Annotated in this window: 12 protein-coding genes and 6 pseudogenes; 4 read left to right on the plus strand and 14 right to left on the minus strand. The window is 65.6% G+C overall.

The features are described from left to right. Positions 1 to 12: 12 nt before the first annotated feature. From ACUDAL_RS15060 to glyA, 14 genes and pseudogenes are all read right to left on the minus strand, one after another. On the minus strand, positions 13 to 234 hold the full coding sequence (locus ACUDAL_RS15060; RefSeq protein WP_444678684.1) for an oligopeptide/dipeptide ABC transporter ATP-binding protein: 222 nt from the start codon (positions 232 to 234) through the stop codon (positions 13 to 15). Then, positions 180 to 1,058 carry an ABC transporter ATP-binding protein gene (locus tag ACUDAL_RS15065; RefSeq protein ID WP_444678685.1) on the minus strand — a complete coding sequence of 293 codons (879 nt, stop codon included), beginning with the start codon at positions 1,056 to 1,058 and terminating at the stop codon, positions 180 to 182. The genes ACUDAL_RS15060 and ACUDAL_RS15065 overlap by 55 nt, the downstream gene beginning before the upstream one ends. A 3-nt stretch (positions 1,059 to 1,061) precedes the next feature. Further along, positions 1,062 to 2,048: an ABC transporter ATP-binding protein gene (locus tag ACUDAL_RS15070; RefSeq protein WP_444678686.1), complete on the minus strand. Its 987-nt coding sequence runs from the start codon at positions 2,046 to 2,048 to the stop codon at positions 1,062 to 1,064. 61 nt (positions 2,049 to 2,109) lie between these two features. Further along, positions 2,110 to 2,964: an ABC transporter permease gene (locus ACUDAL_RS15075; protein ID WP_444678687.1), complete on the minus strand. Its 855-nt coding sequence runs from the start codon at positions 2,962 to 2,964 to the stop codon at positions 2,110 to 2,112. Between the two features lie 122 nt (positions 2,965 to 3,086). Further along, positions 3,087 to 4,051: pseudogene (locus tag ACUDAL_RS15080) on the minus strand (ABC transporter permease); the annotation flags it as partial. Between the two features lie 66 nt (positions 4,052 to 4,117). Further along, positions 4,118 to 5,701 (minus strand): ABC transporter substrate-binding protein, encoded by a 1,584-nt coding sequence (locus ACUDAL_RS15085; RefSeq protein ID WP_444678688.1) that lies wholly within the window; start codon positions 5,699 to 5,701, stop codon positions 4,118 to 4,120. Positions 5,702 to 5,713: 12 nt separating this feature from the next. Beyond that, positions 5,714 to 5,965, minus strand: a complete 252-nt coding sequence (locus ACUDAL_RS15090; protein ID WP_444678689.1) for a hypothetical protein — start codon at positions 5,963 to 5,965, stop codon at positions 5,714 to 5,716. Between the two features lie 189 nt (positions 5,966 to 6,154). Next, positions 6,155 to 7,020 (minus strand): annotated as a pseudogene (purU, locus tag ACUDAL_RS15095) (formyltetrahydrofolate deformylase). 54 nt (positions 7,021 to 7,074) lie between these two features. Continuing rightward, the gene (locus ACUDAL_RS15100; protein WP_119021306.1) at positions 7,075 to 7,419 is read right to left on the minus strand and encodes a cupin domain-containing protein; all 345 of its coding nucleotides are present in this window, start codon (positions 7,417 to 7,419) and stop codon (positions 7,075 to 7,077) included. Between the two features lie 13 nt (positions 7,420 to 7,432). Continuing rightward, positions 7,433 to 8,082, minus strand: a pseudogene (locus ACUDAL_RS15105) (sarcosine oxidase subunit gamma). Then, a pseudogene (locus tag ACUDAL_RS15110) lies at positions 8,075 to 11,124 on the minus strand (sarcosine oxidase subunit alpha family protein). The pseudogenes ACUDAL_RS15105 and ACUDAL_RS15110 overlap by 8 nt, the downstream one beginning before the upstream one ends. 8 nt (positions 11,125 to 11,132) lie before the next feature. Continuing rightward, positions 11,133 to 11,525 carry a sarcosine oxidase subunit delta gene (locus tag ACUDAL_RS15115; RefSeq protein ID WP_444678690.1) on the minus strand — a complete coding sequence of 131 codons (393 nt, stop codon included), beginning with the start codon at positions 11,523 to 11,525 and terminating at the stop codon, positions 11,133 to 11,135. A 180-nt stretch (positions 11,526 to 11,705) separates the two neighbouring features. After that, the gene (locus tag ACUDAL_RS15120; protein ID WP_086510496.1) at positions 11,706 to 12,956 is read right to left on the minus strand and encodes a sarcosine oxidase subunit beta family protein; all 1,251 of its coding nucleotides are present in this window, start codon (positions 12,954 to 12,956) and stop codon (positions 11,706 to 11,708) included. 47 nt (positions 12,957 to 13,003) lie between these two features. Next, positions 13,004 to 14,302: a serine hydroxymethyltransferase gene (gene glyA / locus ACUDAL_RS15125; protein ID WP_444678691.1), complete on the minus strand. Its 1,299-nt coding sequence runs from the start codon at positions 14,300 to 14,302 to the stop codon at positions 13,004 to 13,006. Between the two features lie 597 nt (positions 14,303 to 14,899). On the opposite strand from glyA, the gene ACUDAL_RS15130 reads away from it, so the two are divergent. From ACUDAL_RS15130 to dgcA, 4 genes and pseudogenes are all read left to right on the plus strand, one after another. After that, the gene (locus ACUDAL_RS15130; protein ID WP_444678692.1) at positions 14,900 to 16,015 is read left to right on the plus strand and encodes a GlxA family transcriptional regulator; all 1,116 of its coding nucleotides are present in this window, start codon (positions 14,900 to 14,902) and stop codon (positions 16,013 to 16,015) included. Between the two features lie 273 nt (positions 16,016 to 16,288). Then, positions 16,289 to 17,265, plus strand: a pseudogene (locus tag ACUDAL_RS15135) (dipeptidase). 192 nt (positions 17,266 to 17,457) lie between these two features. Then, entirely contained in the window at positions 17,458 to 18,003 is a 546-nt protein-coding gene (locus ACUDAL_RS15140) for a DUF5943 domain-containing protein (protein WP_444678693.1), read from the plus strand. Positions 18,004 to 18,013: 10 nt separating this feature from the next. Further along, a pseudogene (gene dgcA, locus ACUDAL_RS15145) lies at positions 18,014 to 20,085 on the plus strand (dimethylglycine demethylation protein DgcA). Positions 20,086 to 20,152: the final 67 nt, after the last annotated feature.

A 20,152-nucleotide genomic window follows, 5' to 3' on the forward strand; every position in this document is an offset into this window, starting at 1 on the left:
AGGCCGGACGCTTCACGGCAGCCTGCCCTCCTCGACGCCGTGACACGCCACCTCGCTGCCGTCGCTGCGGGCGATCAGCCGCGGCACCTCGGCCTTGCAGCGCTCGTTGGCGTGGGGGCAGCGCGGATGGAAGGCGCAGCCCGTGGGCGGATGCACCGGGTTGGGCACCTCGCCCTGGATCACCGTGCGCTCCTTGCCCACGCCCTCCAGCGACGGCACCGCGGCCAGCAGCATCTTCGAGTAGGGGTGGTGGGGGTCTCGAAGAGCTGGTCGGCCGGGGCGATCTCGGCGATACGCCCCAGGTACATCACCGCGATGCGGTCCGACATGTGCTTGACCACCGCCATGTCGTGGCTGATGAACAGGTACGTCAGCCCGTACTCGTCCTGCAGGTCGCGCATCAGGTTGAGGATCTGCGCCTGTACCGAGACGTCCAGCGCCGAGGTCGGCTCGTCGCAGATCATGAACTCCGGCTCGTTGGCCAGCGCCCGGGCAATCGAGATGCGCTGGCGCTGGCCGCCGGAGAACTCATGCGGATAGCGATTGGCGTCCATGGCCGACAGGCCCACCTGCTCGAGCAGTTCGCCCACCCGCCGCCGCCGGTCGGCGCTGCTCATCTCCGGGCGGAAGAAGCGCAGCGGCTCGCCGATGATGGTGCCCACCCGCCACAGCGGGTTGAGGCTGGCGTAGGGGTCCTGGAAGATCATCTGGAAGCGCTTGCGCACGCTGGCGGCCTGCCGCCCGGTGCGGCTCGCCAGGTTGCTGATGTCCTCGCCGTCGAACACCAGCTTGCCGCGAGTGAGGCCATAGAGCCCCACCACCAGCCGCGCCACGGTGGACTTGCCGCAGCCCGACTCGCCCACCAGCGAGAGGGTCTCGCCGCGGCGGATGGAGAAGCCCACGCCGTCCACCGCCTTGAGCGTGAGCTTTTCGCTGCGCTCGATGACCCGGTTGAGCCAGGGCTTGGAGACGTCGAAATAGCGCGCCAGGTCGTGGGCTTCGAGCAGGATCTCGCCCTGCGCCGCCGGGGGCGTCTTCACTGCCGTATCAGCGCACATGGCTCACCTCCTCTCCTCTGCGTCCTGCCGGGGCGGCAGCGGATCGACCGGGTCGTGCAGCCAGCAGGCCGCCCGGCTGCCCCCGGCCGGCATCAGGTCCGGCCGCTCGTCGCGGCAGCGCTGCTGGGCGTGGGGGCAGCGCGGGTTGAAGGCGCAGCCCGGGGGAATCGCCGCCAGCCGCGGCATGGCGCCCTCGATCTGGTAGAGCCGCTCGAGGCGCTTGGCGATCCCGGGGATCGAGGCCATCAGGCCCTTGGTGTAGGGATGCTGCGGGTTGCGGATCACTTCTTCCACCGGGCCGATCTCGATCAGCCGCCCGGCGTACATCACCGCCACCCGGTCGGCGGTCTCGGCGATCACCCCCATGTCGTGGGTGACCAGCATCACCGCCGTACCGTGATCGGCGCACAGCCGCTTGAGCAGGGCCAGGATCTGCGCCTGCACCGAGACGTCGAGCGCCGTGGTGGGCTCGTCGGCGATGATGAACTCGGGCCGGGCGGCGAGGGCCAGGGCGATCACCACGCGCTGGCGCATGCCGCCGGAGAACTGGTGCGGGTAGCTGTCGATGCGATTCTCGGGGGCGGGAATGCCCACCTCGCGCAGCAGCCGCAGCGCTTCCTCGCGGGCCTGGCGCTCGTTCATCGGCAGGTGGGCGCGGATCGTCTCGATCAGCTGGTCGCCCACCGAGAACAGCGGGTTGAGGCTGGTCAGCGGGTCCTGGAAGATCATGCCGATATGGCGTCCGCGCAGCGGCACGAAGCGCTCCTCGGGCAGATCGTCGATGCGCTGGCCCGAAAGCAGCACCTCGCCGGCGGCGATATGGCCGGGCGGCTCGAGCAGCCGGATCACGGCGTTGCCGGTCATCGACTTGCCGGCGCCGGACTCGCCCACCACGCCCAGCACTTCGCCGGGAGCGATGTCGAAGGAGACGTCGTCGAGCGCCACCAGGGTGCCGTGGCGGGTGGGGAATTCCACCCGCAGGTGGCGCACGGAAAGGACCGGCTGCTGCCCCGCGGCGCCAGGCGCGTGGCCTGCCTCTACAGCGGCGTCGTTAGCGGAGCTTGGGGTTGAGGACATCACGCAACCAGTCTCCCAGCAGATTGACGGAGAGCGCCAGCATCAGCAGCGCCACCCCGGGGAAGAGCAGGATCCACCACTCTCCCGAGAACATGTAATCCTGGCCCACCCGGATAAGGGTGCCCAGGCTCGGCTGGGTGGCGGGCATGCCCACCCCCAGAAACGACAGCGTGGCCTCGGCGATGATCGCCAGCGCCAGGCCGATGGTGCCGATCACCAGCACCGGCCGCATCACGTTGGGCAGGATGTGCTGGAACAGGATCTTACGCGCCGGCAGGCCGATCACGCGCGCCGCCTGCACGTACTCCTTGCTCTTCTCCACCATGGTGGCGCCGCGTACCGCCCGGGCGTACTGCACCCAGTCGGAGAGGCCGATGGCGATGATCAGCACGATGATGGCCACCTCGGCGTGCATCGAGCGCGGCAGAAAGCCGCGGATCACACCGAAGATCAAAAGCGCCATCAAAATCGACGGGAAGGTGAGCTGCACGTCGGCGATGCGCATGATCAGCGCGTCGCGCCAGCCGCCGCGAAAGCCCGCCAGCAGGCCCAGGGCGGTGCCCATCACCAAGGCGAAGATCACCGCGGCAAAGCCCACCAGCAGCGAGATGCGCGAGCCGTAGAGAATCGCCGAGAAGACGTCGCGGCCCTGGCTGTCGCTGCCCAGCAGGTAGAAGTTGCCGGTGAAGTCCGAGGTGGTCAGCGGCGGCGTGAAGGCGTCGATCAGCTCCAGCTGGCGCGGATCGAACGGATTCTGCGGCGCGATCCACGGCGCGAACAGCGCCGCGGCGAACATGACCAGCGTCACCAGGGTGGCAATGATCACCACCGGCTGGCGCTTCCACGAGTAGACGATGTCGCTGTCGAGGAAGGTGCGCCACTTGCTCGGCTTGGGGGCACCACGGGCGCCGTGTTCCCCGGGTCTCGATCTGCTGGCTCATTTGCCACCTCCTGGGCGCGCAGCCGCGGGTCGACGGCGTAGTAGAGCAGGTCCACCACCAGATTGATCACCACGAACACCAGCGCAATCATCATCAGGTAGGCGGCCATCACCGGCACGTCGACGAAGCGCACGGCGGTGATGAACAGCGCGCCCACGCCGGGCCACTGGAACACCGTCTCGGTGATGATGGCGAAGGCGATGATGGTGCCGAGCTGCAGACCGATGATGGTGATGACCGGGATCATGGTGTTCTTCAGCGCATGGCGCAGGTGCACCACCCGCTTCGACAGCCCCGCGCGCGGGCGAACTTGATGTAGTCGGTGCTCAGCACCTCGAGCATCTCGGCCCGCACCAGGCGCATGATCAGGGTCAGTTGGAACAGCCCCAGGGTGATGGCCGGCAGGATCAGCGAGCGCAGCCCGCTGGTGGTGAGCAGCCCGGTGGTCCACCAGTCGCCGAGGCGCACCGTCTCGCCCCGCCCGAAGGCCGGCAGCATGCCGAGCTCCACGGCGAAGATGTAGATCAGCAGCACGCCGATCAGGAAGGTAGGCAGCGACACGCCGATCAGCGAGGCGGTCATGATGAAGTGGGCCAGCCAGCTGCGCCGGCGCAGGGCGGTATAGATGCCCAGCAGGATGCCCATGACCACGGCGAAGATAGCCGAGATGATGGCCAGCTCCAGGGTGGCGGGCAGCCGCTCCATGATCAGGTCGGTGACCGGGCGGGCCGAACGATAGGAGATGCCGAATTCGAACTGGGCGGCATTGACGACGAAATTCCAGAACTGCACCACCACCGGCTGGTCGAGGCCGAGCTGGGCCCGCAGCGCGGCGCGGTCGGCCTCGGTGGCCTCCTGCCCGAGCATGTTGAGCACCGGGTCGCCGACGTAGTGAAACAGCGAGAACGAGATGAGCGCGACCACGAACATCACGAAGATGGCCTGCAGTACGCGCTGGATCAGAAACGCTAGCATGGGATCACCAAATAACGACGATACCCCCGGTCGCTTGTGGCAACCGGGGGTAGAGTCTCGAAACGCTTAGTTGTTGAAACGCAGATACTTGAAGTGCGGTGTATTCTCGCTCTGCACCTTGAAGTCGATGTCGTCGCGCATCGACCAGGTCAGCATCTGGTGGTGGATCGGGACGTAGATGATCTCGTCGTGCACGATCTGCCACGCCTCACTGATCATCTCGTTGCGCGCCTCCTCGTCGACCTCCTGGCCCATGGCCACGGTCAGCTCGTCCACCCGCTCGTCGGAGTAGCCGGTGAAGTTCCAGGTCCCCCGGTCGTCCTCCTTGGTGTGGTAGAGGTAGTTGAAGACGTACTCGGAATCCATGGTGGGCACGCCCCAGCCCAGCAGGTAGAAGTCGTACTCGCCGCGGGCCAGCTCGGCGAAGTGCAGCGAGCGGGTCTGGGCCACCAGGTCCACGGTGATGCCGATGCGCGCCAGCATGCTGACCACCGCCTGGCAGATCTGCTCGTCGTTGACGTAGCGGTCGTTGGGGCAGTGCAGGGTGACGCGGAAGCCATCGCCGTAACCGGCCTCTTCCATCAGTTCCTGAGCGCGGGCGGTATCCGCCTCGAGAACCTCGTCCATCTCCTCGGTGTAGCCGTTGACGAACGGCGGCGCGATCATGCCGGCCGGCTGGGAGTTGCCGCGCATGACCGCACGCTGGATGGTGGTGGCGTCCACCGCCAGGTTGATCGCCTCGCGCACGCGGCGGTCGGCGAAGGGGTTGCCCTCGGCGTTGCCCGCGCGCAGCTCGGCCGAGCCCATGTCCATGCCGAGGAAGATGGTGCGGTTCTCGGCGCCCTGCTCGTTCTTGATGCCATCGGCGTTGGCCAGGCGCTCGATGTCCTGCACCGGGGTCTCCTGCAGGAAGTCGACCTCGCCGGAGAGCAGCGCCGCCACGCGGGTGGAGGCCGACTCGATGGGCGTGAACACCAGGCGGGTGATCTCCATCGGATAGTGGTCGATACCCCAGTAATCGTCGTTGCGCACGAACACGGTGCGCACGTCGGGCTCGCGGCTCTCGACGCGGAACGGGCCGGTGCCGTTGGCGTTGCGCACCGCGAAGGTCTCCTCGCCCGCCGCGTAGTTCTGCGGCTCCTCGACGCCGTGCTCCTCGGCCCACTCGCGGCTCATGATGAACAGGTTGGTGAAGTTGTTGGGCAGCAGCGGGTTGGGCTCGGTGGTCTCGACCTCGACGGTGTAGTCATCCACGGCGCGCACCTCGGAGATCGAGGTGAGCAGGCCGCGCATGTCGGAGTGCTCGTGGCGGGCGCGATTGATCGAGAAGACCACGTCCTCGGCGGTCAGCGACTGGCCTTCGTGGAAGGTCACGCCCTCGCGGATCTTGAACACCCAGACGGTGGGCTCGTCTTCCTTCACGTGCCACTCGGTGGCCAGGCCGGGCTGATACTCGACGTCCATGTCCTGGTAGACGAGGGTGTCGAAGATCTGATGGTTGACCGAGTGGGTCGGTCCCTCGTTCTGCGAGTGCGGGTCCATGGTCAGGCTGTCCGCGGAGCGGGTCCAGCGCAGGGTCTCGGCATTCGCGGCGGTGGCCAGCATGGCGCCGATCACGGCGGTGGCCAGTAGGGTCTTCTTGGGTAGCATCTTGTTATTTCCTCAATCAAGCGTTCGATGGGCATAGCCCTGCTGGAGGTTCTCCCATACCTTAGCCGAGAAAGCCAGAATTACCTCGGGACGCTTTTTCAGCGCTGCTTCGACTGTGGGCAGTTGCATTTTCGGCCTGCTCACCATTTCCTGGCAAAACCGCTCGGGAGCTGGCCCGAGCGGCATCACTAGCCGTGCGGCGCGTCGGTGCGCCGCCCCTGTCCCCAACGGCTGCTCAAGGAAGGTAAATGCCAGCGCCTGCATATGGGCGCGCTGACGGTTGTCGGCCGGGTGCCTGGATGCCTAGCCACGGAACGAATGGCATCGGCGAAACTTGATTGTCTGGAGGAGCGGTCAGCGAGGCTGGTAGCCTCATCGACCCGGTGGACAGTGGCATGATCGCTGTCAGGGAGTGGCGGCAAGGAGAGATTGCCGCCGGTTACAGGCTCAAGGCTATCTTTCGAAGATGATCGTACGGCTGGCGTGGAGGAAGACCCGACGCTCCACGTGCAGGGCCACCGCCCGGGCCAGGGTCAGGCACTCGATGTCACGCCCCTTGGCCACCAGGTCCTCCGGATAGTCGGCATGACTGACCGACTCGACCCCTGGGTGATGATCGGCCCCTCGTCGAGGTCGTCGTTGATGTAGTGAGCGGTGGCACCGACCAGCTTTACGCCCTTGTCGTAGGCCTGATGATAGGGCTTGGCACCCTTGAAGCCCGGCAGCAGCGAGTGGTGAATATTGATGGCGCGACCGCTGAGCTTCTCGCACAGGTCGCTCGACAGCACCTGCATGTAGCGAGCGAGGATCACCAGCTCGGCGCCGGTCTCCTCGACCACCGCCCACACTTTCGCCTCCTGCTCGGGCTTGGTGTCGGCCGTGATCGGGAAGTGGTGATAAGGAATGCCATGCCACTCCGCCAGGGGCGCCAGGTCCGGGTGGTTGGAAACGATGGCACGTATGTCGATCGGCAGCTGGCCGATGCGGTAGCGATAGAGCAGGTCGTTGAGGCAGTGATCGGCCTTTGACACCATGATCACCACCGGCATCCGCGTCCCCGGGGCGGTCAGTTCGAAGTGCATCGCGAACTCGGCGGCGCGCTCGGCGAAGCCGGTCTCGAAGGCCGCCTGATCGAACCCTTCCGCCTCGGGACGGAACTCGGTGCGGATGAAGAAGCCGCCGCTCAGTCGGTCATCGAAGGAGTGCTGCTCGGTGATGTAGCATCGGCTCTCCTTGAGGAAGCGGGTCACCACATCCACGGTGCCGAGTCGGCTCGGACATTGAGCCACCAGAATCCAGTTGCTTTCCTTGGGCCCCATCATCCTCTCTCCTCTGTGGGTCGCGCCGAGCGTCTGGCTCGGCGCGACGCTGGCTCAGGCAAACACGAAATACTTGCGCACGGTCTCAACGACTTCCCAAGTGCCCTTGAAGCCAGGCTCGACGATGAAGATGTCGCCGGCCTTGAGGTGAATCGGCTCGCCACCCTCCGGGGTGAGCACGCAGTAACCTTCGCGGAAATCGCAGTACTCCCACTTGGTATAGTTGACCGCCCACCTGCCCGGCGTGCAGATCCAGGTACCCATCGTTTTAGTGCCGTCTTCGGACGCATAGGCATTGAGGTTGACGGTGTGGGGGTCACCGGAAAGCTTTTCCCAGGAACTGGCGTCCAGCAGCACGTCCGGCTGGGCGTCACGCAGCAATTTGATCTTGTTGGTCATCATCTTTCCTCTCTCAGCGTTCGACGCCGATGGCGTATTCATTTCCGGCATCCAGCAGCCAGCGATAGCAGTAGTCGGCGAAGCTGCGGCGCAGCACCAGTTCCCAGCGGGTTTCAGTGGGGCGGCGCAGGATCAGGTTGGACTTGGCGAATACCGCGGTCACGCCCTTGCCCACCGGGAAGGCCTCGGGGTGCACGTCGCTGGGCGTCGACTTCATCAGCAGCTCACGCGCCTTCTCGCCCGACAGCTCAATGAGCGTCTGACCGCCGCTGACGTTGACGATGGCATAGTGGGCATCGCCCAGGGCGTTGCGCAGCTCGCCCTCCAGCTCGAACTCTTCGCCACCGGGTACGATCAGCAGCCACTCGTCGGGCGAGAGCCACTGGATCGAACGCGCGCCATCCTCGCTATGGCTGAGGGTGTTGGGCCGAGCCGGCAGGCCGAAGCCCAGCACCGCGCGCACCGCTTCGTCGAGCACGATGGCGCCGCCGCGCAGGATCAGATGACCGAGCATGGCCCGCTCGCGCAGCACCACGCGGCTCTTGGCGCTGGGGCCGGAGCCCCCGAACGCTGGTAGGAGTAGGCCAGCGGCGATTCCACCGGGATGTTGGCTTCGGTGCGGGTATCGAAGGTACGGGCCTTGGCAACGACAGGGTTAGACATTCTGGCGCTCTCCCTTGGGGTCGACGAAGATCGGGCTGACGATTTCGGCCTCATGGACCTGGCCGTCGGCCATGGGCAGGTAGACGGTCTCACCCATCTTCTGCTGACCGCCCTTGACCACGGCCAGGGCGAAGCCTGAGTCCAGGGTCGGGCTGTAGTAGCTCGAGGTCACGTGGCCCGCCATCGGCATGGGAATGGCGTGCTTCGGGTCGAAGACGATCTGCGCGCCCTCCTCCAGCACCACCTTCGGGTCCTTGGGCTTGAGGCCGACCAACTGCTTGCGGTCCGTGCGGCGGGTGTCGCTGCGCGTCGGCGCACGCTTGCCGATCCACGAGTACGGCTTGTCGTAGCCGACCGCCCACTGCATGCCCAGGTCTTCCGGCGTCACCGAGCCGTCGGTGTCCTGGCCGACGATGATGAAGCCCTTCTCCGCGCGCAGCACGTGCATGGTCTCGGTGCCGTAGGGGTCAGGCCGTACTTCTCGCCGTGGCTGAACAGCGTCTTCCACACGTGCATGGCGTAGTTGGCCTGAACGTTGATCTCGTAGGTCAGCTCGCCGGTGAAGGAGATGCGGAACACTCGCGCCGGCACCCCGGCGACCTTGCCTTCACGCCAGTCCATGAACTTGAACGTGTCGCGGTCGAGATCGATGTCGGTGATCTCGGCCAGCAGGTTGCGCGCCTCGGGTCCGGTGATCGTCATGGTCGCCCAGTGATCGGTCACCGAGGTGAAGGTCACGTTGAGCTCGGGCCATTCGGTCTGGAGCCACAGTTCCAGCCACTCCAGCACCGCGGCGGCGCCGCCGGTGGTGGTGGTCATCAGGAAGTGGTTGTCGGCCAGGCAGCTGGTCACGCCATCGTCGGTGACCATGCCGTCGTCCTTGCACATCAGCCCGTAGCGGCACTTGCCGACGGCCAGCTTCTCCCACTTGTTGGTGTAGACGCGACCCAGGAACTCGCGCGCGTCGGGGCCCTGGATGTCGATCTTGCCCAGGGTCGAGGCGTCGAGGATGCCGACCTTCTCGCGCACCGCGCGGCACTCGCGGGCTACCGCCTCCGCCATGCTCTCGCGCTCGCCGTTGGCCGACCCGGGGCGTACTTGTGGAAAGTACCAGGGGCGCTTCCACTGGCCGACGTCCTCGAACTCGGCGCCATGCTCCACATGCCACTGGTGCAGTGCGGTATAGCGCTCGGGGTCGAACAGGTCGCGGCAGTGGCGACCGGCGATGGCGCCGAAGGTGACCGGGGTGTAGTTGGGGCGGAACACAGTGGTGCCTACCTCGGGAATCGTCTTGCCCAGGCAGCGCGCGGCGATGGCCATGCCGTTGATGTTACCGAGCTTGCCCTGGTCGGTACCGAAGCCCATGGCGGTGTAGCGCTTGACGTGCTCGATGGACTCGAAGCCTTCGCGCGTCGCCAGTTCGATGCCCCCGGCTGTGACGTCGTTCTGCAGGTCGACGAACTGCTTGGGCGCACGCAGGGTCGGCTTCTCGTGCGGCACTTGGTAGAGCGCACAGGCCGGCCCTTCGCGGCGGGCGTCGACCTGCGGCAGCTCGACCGCCTTGGCCGATTGCCCCAGTGCTTCCAGCGCCTGGGCGGCCATGGCCACGCCATCGGCCATGCCTGCGGCCAGGTCGTGGACGCCACGGGCGCTGCCGGCAGCATGTACGCCTTTCACCAGGCTGGGCACGAAGCCGAGGATCTCTTCGTTCCAGGTCGGCCGCGCACCGGTGTGCGATGCCAGATGGATCACCGGGCTGTAGCCGCCGGAGCTGGCGATGGTGTCGCAGGCCAGGGTCTCGGCCTGGCCGGTGACCTTGAAGGCGTCGAGGTCGATCTTGGCCACGCGGGCCGCGCTGACGCGCTTCTCGCCCTTGGCCTCGATCACCGCGCTGCCGGTGATGATCCGAATGCCCTTGGCCTTGGCGGCGTCGATCCAGTCGCCCTGCGGATTGGCACGGGCGTCGACGATGGCCACCACCTCACGCCCCGCTTCGACCCAGTCGAGCGCGGCGCGATAGGCGTGATCGTTGCTGGTGGAGAGCACCAGCTTGTTGCCCGGCACCACGCCGTAGCGGCGGATGTAGGTGGACACCGCGCCGGCCAGCAGGTTGCCCGGCACGTCGTTGTTGGCGTAGACCAGCGGACGCTCGTGGGCGCCGGTGGCCAGCAGCACCTGACCGGCACGCACGCGGTGCATGCGCGAACGCACGCCACGATGGCCGTCGACCAGCGGTGCCGTCTCACCCAGGTGCTCCGTGCGTCGCTCGTGCAGCGTGACGAAATGGTGGTCGTGGTAGCCGTTGGCGGTGGTGCGGGGCAGCAGCATGACGTTGTCCAGCCCGGCGAGCTCCTCCAGCACGCGCTCCGCCCACTTGGCGGCCGGCTGCTGGTCGAGCAGTTCACGGCTGTCGAGCAGCGAACCGCCCATCTCTTCCTGCTCGTCGGCCAGGATCACCCGCGCGCCGCTGCGGGCCGCGGTCAGCGCCGCCGCCAGGCCGGCGGGACCGGCGCCGATCACCAGCAGGTCGCAGTGCTGATTGAGGTGATCGTAGCTGTCCGGATCGGCTTCCATGGGGCTACGGCCAAGGCCTGCGCCCTTGCGGATGTACTTCTCGTAGGTCATCCACATGGAGGCCGGCGCCATGAAGGTCTTGTAGTAGAAGCCCGGCGGCATGAAGCGCCCGCCCAGCTTGCCCACCAGACTCATGACGTCGCGCTGCACGTTCGGCCAGCCGTTGGTGCTGCGCGCCACGAGGCCGTCGAACAGCGCCTGCTGGGTGGCACGCACGTTGGGCACCTGGGCGGCTTCGTTGCTGCCCAGCTGGACCAGCGCGTTGGGCTCCTCGGCGCCGGCGGCGACGATGCCGCGCGGGCGCGAGTACTTGAAGCTGCGGTTGACGATATCCACGCCGTTGGCCAGCAGCGCCGAGGCCAGGGTGTCGCCGGCATGGCCCTGATAGTGCTGGCCGTTGAAGGTGAAGCCGAGCTTGCGCGAGCGATCGATACGCCCGCCCTCTTTGAGACGATTCGGCTGTGTCACGGACTTGCTCATGCCTGCTCCCCCTTGACCGATGCCACTGCGGCGTTGGTGGCGCCCACGGTCTGTTGTCCGCCGCCGGCGACCTGCACGTTGCCCTGGATGTCGCCCCTCGCCAGGCTCTCGGCGGTGATGCGGGGCCGTTCGCCCATCTTGTAGGTTTCGAGAATCTCGTAGGTCACGGTATTGCGCGTGACGTTGAAGAACTTGCGACAGCCGACGCCGTGCACCCACAGCTCGTGATGGATGCCGCGCGGGTTGTCACGGAAGAACAGGTAGTCGCCCCACGCCTCGTCGCTGCAGGCCTCGGGGTCCTTGGGGCGAGCGATGTGCGCCTGGCCCTTGGGACGGAACTCCTCTTCCTCGCGATGCTCCTCGCAGTAGGGGCAGTAGATAAGAAACATGGTGGTTCTCCCTTGGAGAGACTTTCACGATCCGGCATCCGATGAGCTTCTCCGGCGACAAGCCTGCGCGAGGGCGCTGTGAACCCATCCCTGGGCGCTACTTTTGCCATCCATGGCAAAAGACCCTCGCTACGCCTTGCCCCCGGCGCTCATCTCGGAGCGCCTGTCCTCACGTTGTTGTCAATGGGCCACGCCGGCCGCACCGTGCTCGTCGACGAGAGCACCGGTATGGAAACGGTCGATGGAGAACGGGGCCGCAAGCGGGTGAGCCTGGTTCTTGGCCAGGGTCCAGGCGAACACATGACCCGAGCCCGGCGTGGCCTTGAAGCCACCGGTACCCCAGCCACAGTTGAAGAACAGGCCCTTCACCGGCGTGGCCGAGAGAATCGGGCAGGCGTCTGGGCAGGTGTCGACGATGCCGCCCCACTGGCGGTTCATGCGCACCCGCGAGAAGATAGGGAACATCTCGACGATGGCCTGCAGGGTGTGCTCGATGGTGGGGTAGCTGCCGCGCTGGCCGTAACCGTTGTAGCCGTCGATGCCCGCGCCGATGACCAGGTCACCCTTGTCGGTCTGGCTGATGTAGCCGTGCACGTGGTTGGACATCACCACGGTGTCGAGCACCGGCTTGAGCGGCTCGGAAACCAGCGCCTGCAGCGGATGCGATTCCAGCGGCAGGCGGAAACCGGCCATTTTCGCCAGCACGCCCGAGTTGCCCGCCGCTACGCAGCCGACGGTCTTGGCTTCGATGTCGCCGCGGTTGGTGTGCACGCCGTAGACGCGGCCATCACGAATCTTGAAGCCGGTGACCTCGGTGTTCTGCAGCAGGTCGACGCCCAGCGCGTCGGCGGCACGGGCGAAGCCCCAGGCCACGGCATCGTGACGCGCCACGCCGGCGCGCGGCTGCCAGGAGGCACCGAGGATCGGATAGCGGGCGTTCTTCGAGCAGTCCATGATCGGCACGATCTCCTGGATCTGCTCGGGAGTGAGCACTTCACCGTCGATGCCGTTGAGGCGGTTGGCGTTGACCCGGCGCTGGATATCGCGCATGTCCTGCAGGGTGTGGCCCAGGTTCATGACCCCACGCTGGGAGAACATCACGTTGTAGTTGAGGTCCTGGGAGAGCCCCTCCCACAGCTTCATGGCGTGCTCGTAGAGCGCCGCGGCTTCGTCCCACAGGTAGTTGGAGCGCACGATGGTGGTGTTGCGCGCGGTGTTGCCGCCGCCCAGCCAGCCCTTCTCGACCACCGCCACGTTCTTGATGCCGTGTTCCTTGGCCAGGTAGTAGGCGGTGGCCAGGCCGTGGCCGCCGCCGCCGACGATGATCACGTCGTACTGCTTCTTGGGGGTGGGGTTGCGCCACTGGCGTTCCCAGTTCTCGTGGTGGCTGAGGGCGTGCTTGGCCAGCCCGAATCCTGAATAGCGTTGCATCTCGTCTCTCCTCGACCGGCCCCGTAAAGGGGGCCGATTTCATACATTCAGGCGGTGGCGGTTTCTTCTACCGCGGCCGGAGCGGCGCCGTAGACCGGGTGGCGCTCGCACAGCTCGGCGACCTTGACGCGCACCTCGGCCTCCACGGCAGCGGTGTTGCCCTGCTCGGCCAGCACGTCGAGGATGTCGCAGATCCAGCCGGCCAGGGCCTCGCAGTCGGCCACGTCGAAGCCGCGCGAGGTGACCGCCGGGGTGCCGATGCGCAGGCCGGACGTCACGAACGGGCTCTGCGGGTCGTTGGGCACGGCATTCTTGTTGACGGTGATGTGGGCCCGGCCCAGCGCCGCATCGGCGTCCTTGCCGGTCACGCCCTGGCGGATCAGCGACACCAGGAAGAGGTGGTCGTCGGTACCGCCGGAGACCACGTCGTAGCCGCGCTCGACGAAGACCTTGGCCATGGCCTGGGCGTTGTCGATCACGCGCTGCTGGTACTGCACGAAGGCCTGGCTCATGGCCTCCTTGAAGGCCACCGCCTTGGCCGCGATCACGTGCATCAGCGGACCGCCCTGCTGGCCGGGGAACACCGCGCCGTTGAGCTTCTTGTACAGTTCCGCATCGCCATGGGCGGAGAGGATCAGGCCGCCGCGCGGGCCGCGCAGGGTCTTGTGGGTGGTGGTGGTGACCACGTGGGCATGGGGCACCGGGCTCGGGTAGAGGCCGGCGGCAACCAGGCCCGCCACATGCGCCATGTCCACCATCAGCCAGGCACCGACCTCATCGGCGATGTTGCGAAAACGCCGCCAGTCGACCACCCGGGAATAGGCAGAGAAGCCGGCAATGATCAGCTTGGGCTTGTGGCTGCGCGCCAGCCGCTCGACCTCCTCGTAGTCGATCTCGCCGGTCTCGGGGTTCAGGCCGTACTGCACCGCGTGGTAGTGCTTGCCGGAGAAGTTGGGCGCCGCACCGTGGGTCAGGTGACCGCCGTGGGCCAGGCTCATGCCGAGCACCGTGTCGCCCGGCTTGACCAGGGCCATGAAGGCCGCAGCGTTGGCCTGGGCGCCGGAGTGGGGCTGGACGTTGGCGTAGTCGGCGCCGAACAGGTCGCAGGCGCGGTCGATCGCCAGCTGCTCGACCACGTCGACGTGCTCGCAGCCGCCGTAGTAGCGCTTGCCCGGGTAGCCCTCAGCGTACTTGTTGGTCAGCTGGGTGCCCTGGGCCTCCATCACGGCCCGGCTGGCGTAGTTCTCCGAAGCGATCAGCTCGACGTGCGCCTCCTGGCGCAAAACTTCGCTGTGAATAGCGGCGGCTACCTGGGTATCGAAAACGGAAAGTGAGGCGTGATTCATGGAGAACTCCTGTTGTTTTACGCAAGCGGCTGGTTGAGTACTCGAACCTATCAGCGGCCCGCCCGAGTCGTAGTCACATCTGGTGCGCAGATAACGGCTTTTCAGCGCATCGGCTGATAGGAGAATTAAAGGGAACGATGACAGGAATGAATTGAATGGATGCGACAGACTTCCTGAACGTCCACTGCAGTGACGCCGAAACGCTTGCGCATGCTTACACCGCGTCGTGTTGCTCTAAGGCGAAATGTGGCAATGGCCAAAAGCCGCATGTCGGCCATCGCCTACGGCTTCATTAGGACATTTTCAGCTGCGCCAACTTCGCCCTGGGCTATCCGCTCAACGAAGCGGTGCGATAAGGAGAGTCACGACTGTCGCGCTAACGGCACCCAAGACGACCTCTGGATGTCAAATTGCGACAGGACCGTCTTGAATAACTGCCTACCAGTGTCGCAATTACCAATTTTGAGCTGCACTGACGCCAAGGGGTAATTATCCTAGCGAAGACATGTCCAATAACGACATGGAGCAGCGCCTATGCGCCGACCTCATACATAACGACAACATTGCATCCCCAGACCAACCATGCTGGAGTCACCCATGACCCACTCTCCCCACAGCGCCCACCCCAATACAACGCCTCAAACCTTGGGGTTTCTACTGCTGGATGCCTTCACCCTGATTTCACTGGCCTCGGCCATCGAGCCACTGCGCATGGCCAACCAACTGGCCGGCCGTGAGCTCTACCGCTGGTACACCCTGAGTCTTGATGGGAAGCCCGTACGTGCTAGCGATGGCTTGCAAGTAACCCCGGATGCCGCCACCGGTATCCCACTGGCTCTGGATATGGTGATCGTTTGCGGTGGAGTCGGGCCTAGCAGGAGCGTTGAACGCGAACACATACAATGGCTGCAGGCCCAGGCGCGCCAATCGCGGCGGCTCGGCTCGGTATGCACCGGCAGTTGGGCGCTCGCCCGAGCCGGGCTGCTCGACGGCTACGAGACCAGCATCCACTGGGAATGCCTGGCGGCCATGCAGGAAGCGTTTCCAAAAGTGGTTCTGACTACCCAGCTGTTCTCGATCGACCGTGACCGAGCAACCGCTTCCGGCGGCACCGCTCCACTTGACATGATGCTCAACCTGATCGGGCGCGACCACGGCCGCGAGCTCTCTGCCGGCATTTCGGAGATGTTCATCTACGACCGGGTGCGCGGCGAACAGGACCAGCAGCGGGTGCCGCTCAAGCACGTGCTGGGCACCACCCAGACCAAGCTGCTGGAGATCGTAGCCCTGATGGAAGCCAACCTCGAGGAGCCCATTGGCCTCGACGAGCTGGCACAGTATGTCGATGTCTCACGCCGCCAGCTGGAGCGGCTGTTCCAGAAGCACCTGCACTGCTCGCCTTCGCGCTACTATCTCAAGCTGCGTCTAACCCGAGCCCGCCAGCTTCTCAAGCAGACGCCAATGTCGATCATCGAGGTAGCCTCGGCATGCGGCTTTGTCTCCACGCCACATTTTTCCAAGTGTTATCGCGAGTATTTCAATATGCCCCCTAGGGATGAGCGACTGGGGATTTCACGTCCGAAACAGCGCTCCGAGGCGACAGTGTCGTTGCCGATGACGGCCAGGGTGCTTTCCCAGGAACCGATTTCGAGCGCAGTGCTGGCACTGGCTCAGGCGCGCGGCGAACCCACCTACGCCAGTGTGCCAATCTAGTCCTTAGTTTCCCGCTCAGGCTCTTCCTCCTCGTGTTGCATGAGCGCGTACCCTTCTTCTGGAACCTAGGGGCGTTTCCCTTGGCACCTAGGAGGGCACGCGCGCCATGTACGGCGTCCCGTCGCCAGTGCAAACAGAAGTGGCGTATGGAGTTTGTCGAGATCGCGACAACCATGACGCTTTTGAGATTTCCCCTGTCGTTTCCAAGCGTCGCCCTTGTCGAGGGCGGCGCTATGCTGCCGTCAAATCAACAGTATTGCCGGAGCAACGACCATGTCACCGTCCGACCTGCATAACGACGCCATCGTCATCGACGGCCTGATCATCGCCAAGTGGAACCGCGAACTGTTCGAGGACATGCGTCGCGGCGGGCTCACTGCCGCCAACTGCACCGTCTCGGTGTGGGAGGGCTTTCAGGCCACCGTCGACAACATCGTCAAGTCGAACCAGCTGATGGCCGAGTGCAGCGACCTGGTGCGCCCGGTGCGCACCACCGCCGACATCACCCGGGCCAAGGAAGAGGGCAAGACCGGCATCATCTACGGTTTCCAGAACGCCCACGCCTTCGAGGACCAGATCGGCTACGTCGAGGTCTTCAAGCAGCTCGGCGTCGGCATCGTGCAGATGTGCTACAACACCCAGAACCTGGTCGGCACCGGCTGCTACGAGCGCGACGGCGGGCTCTCCGGCTTCGGTCGCGAGATCGTCGCCGAGATGAACCGCGTCGGCATCATGTGCGACCTCTCCCACGTCGGTTCGAAGACCTCCGAAGAGGTGATTCTCGAATCGAAGAAGCCGGTCTGCTACTCCCACTGCCTGCCGTCCGGGCTCAAGGAGCACCCGCGCAACAAGTCCGACGAGGAGCTGCGCTTCATCGCCGAGCACGGCGGCTTCGTCGGCGTGACCATGTTCACCCCTTCCTGCGCGCCGGGGTCGACGCCACCGTCGACGACTACGTCGAGGCCATCGAGTACGTGATGAACATCGTCGGCGAGGATGCCATCGGCATCGGCACCGACTTCACCCAAGGCCACGGCAAGGACTTCTTCGAGTGGCTGACCCACGACAAGGGCTACGCTCGCCGCCTGACCAGCTTCGGCAAGATCATCAATCCCGAGGGCATCCGCACCATCGGTGAGTTCCCCAACCTGACCGAGGCGCTGCTGCGCCGCGGCTTCAGCGAGACCCAGACACGCAAGATCATGGGCGAAAACTGGGTGCGCATATTGAAAGACGTTTGGGGCGCCTGACGATAGCGGCTGAGGCGACTCCTCGTCGAGGAGCGCCGGCCCGAAGACCCGGCTCAACCGGCGATAGGTCTATGAGGGGGCGCTGTGAATCCATCCCTGGACGCTACTTTTGCCATCCATGGCAAAAGACCCCTCTACGACCTATCCCCGGCGCCGCTCACCTTGCAAAACAATTATTCGAGGATCAAGACCGTGACCAAGATGGCCCCTGAGCTTCCCATCGAGGTGGATAGCGAAACCGGCGTGTGGACCACCGACGCCCTGCCGATGCTTTACGTGCCGCGGCACTTCTTCATCAACAACCACACGGCCGTTGCCGAAGCGCTGGGTGTGGATAAGTATGCCGAGATTCTCTACCGCGCCGGCTACAAGAGCGCCTGGCACTGGTGCGAGAAGGAGGCCGAGTTGCACGGCCTGGAAGGCGTCGACGTGTTCGAGCATTACATGCAGCGCCTCTCGCAGCGCGGCTGGGGCAAGTTCGTCACCGAGGCCATCGACCTCGACGCCGGTACCGCCCGCGTGCGCCTGGAGCACAGCGCCTTCGTCTATCAGCTCGGCAAGACGGGGCACAAGGAGGAGTACATGTTCACCGGCTGGTTTGCCGGCGCCATGGACCAGATCCTCGCCGCCCGCGGCAGTGCCCTTCGCACCGTCGCCGAACAGACCCAGAGCGCCGCCGAGCCCGGCTGCGAGGTAGGCATCTTCACCGTTCAGCCGTTGGCCGACGCCCAGGGCTGAGGAGGTTTCCATGGCATTCGACGCGATCTTCGAGCCGATCCAGATCGGCAAGCTGACCATCCGCAACCGCGTGGTCAGCACCGCCCACGCCGAGGTGCATGCCACCGACGGCGGCATGACCACCGAGCGCTACGTCAAGTACTACGAGGAGAAGGCCAAGGGCGGCTGCGGCCTGTGCATCTGCGGCGGCTCCTCCGTCGTCTCCATCGACAGCCCCCAGGGCTGGTGGAGCTCGGTGAACCTCGCCACCGACCGCATCATCCCGCACTTCCAGAACCTCGCCGATGCCGTGCACCAGCACGGCGGCAAGATCATGATCCAGATCACCCACATGGGGCGGCGCTCGCGCTGGGACGGCTTCGACTGGCCGGCCCTGGTGTCGCCCTCGGGAATCCGCGAACCGGTGCATCGCTCCACCTGCAAGACCATCGAGGAGGAGGAGATCTGGCGCATCATCGGCGACTTCGCCCAGGCCGCGCGGCGAGCCAAGGAGGGCGGTCTCGACGGCGTCGAACTCTCCGCGGTGCACCAGCACCTGATCGACCAGTTCTGGAGCCCGCGGGTCAACAAGCGTACCGACCAGTGGGGCGGCAGCTTCGAGAACCGCATGCGCTTCGGCATGGAGGTGCTCAAGGCGGTGCGCGCCGAGGTGGGCGACGACTTCGTCGTCGGCATGCGCATCTGCGGCGACGAGTTCCATCCGGACGGCCTGTCCCACGAGGACATGAAGCAGATCGCCGCCTACTACGACGCTACCGGCCAGATCGACTTCTTCGGTGTGATCGGCTCCGGCTGCGACACCCACAACACCCTGGCCAATGTTATTCCCAACATGTCCTTCCCGCCGGAGCCCTTCCTGCACCTGGCGGCGGGCATCAAGGAAGTGGTCAAGGTGCCGGTGATCCACGCCCAGAACATCAAGGATCCCAACCAGGCCCAGCGGATCCTCGAAGGGGTTACGTCGACCTGGTGGGCATGACCCGGGCGCACATCGCCGATCCGCACCTGATCGCCAAGATCAAGATGGGCCAGATCGACCAGATCAAGCAGTGCGTGGGCGCCAACTACTGCATCGACCGCCAGTACCAGGGCCTCGACGTGCTGTGCATTCAGAACGCCGCGACCTCGCGGGAGTACATGGGCCTGCCGCACATCATCGAGAAGTCCGAGGGGCCGAAGCGCAAGGTGGTGGTGGTGGGCGGCGGCCCCGGCGGCATGGAGGCGGCGCGTGTCGCCGCCGAGCGCGGCCATGACGTGACCCTGTTCGAAGCCGCGGAGCAGCTCGGCGGTCAGATCACCATCGCCGCTCAGGCGCCGCAGCGCGACCAGATCGCCGGTATCACCCGCTGGTATCAGCTGGAGCTGGCACGCCTCAAGGTGGACCTGCGCCTCGGCACCCGCGCCGACGAGGCCACCCTCGAGGACCTGCGCCCGGACGTCGTGGTGCTGGCCACCGGCGGCCAGCCCTTCCTCAGCCAGTACCCGGAGTGGGGCTACTCGGAGAATCCCGAGGAGAGCCTGGTGGTCAGCACCTGGGACGTGCTCTCCGGCAAGGTGGTGCCGGGCAAGAACGTGCTGATCTACGACGCCATCTGCGAGTTCTCCGGCGTCTCGGCGGCGGATTATCTGGCCGACAAGGGAGCCAAGGTCGAGATCGTCACCGACGACATCAAGCCCGGCGCGGCGGTGGGCGGCACCACCTTCCCCACCTACTACCGCAGCCTCTACGAGAAGGAGGTGATCATGACCTCCGACCTGATGCTGCACAAGGTCTACCGCGAGGGCGACGCCCTGGTGGCGGTGCTCGAGAACGAGTACACCGGCGCCATGGAGGAGCGGGTGGTCGACCAGGTGGTGGTGGAGAACGGCGTACGCCCCGACGAGGCGCTCTACTACGCGCTGAAGGAGCGCTCGCGCAACCGCGGCCAGGTGGATCTCGAGGCGCTCTACGCCGCCAAGGCGCAACCCTGCTTGAGCGAGCAGGGCGAGGGGTACCTGCTGTTCCGCCTGGGCGACTGCACCGCGCCGCGCAACACGCATGCGGCAATTTATGACGCCCTGCGGCTGTGCAAAGACCTCTGAGTTGGCGAAAGCCACCCACGTTGAGGGGCGCCGGGGGCAGGCCGTCGCGAGGGTCATTTGCCATGGA

This window comes from Halomonas sp. E19, assembly GCF_052439355.1.
Taxonomy (GTDB): Bacteria; Pseudomonadota; Gammaproteobacteria; order Pseudomonadales; family Halomonadaceae; genus Halomonas.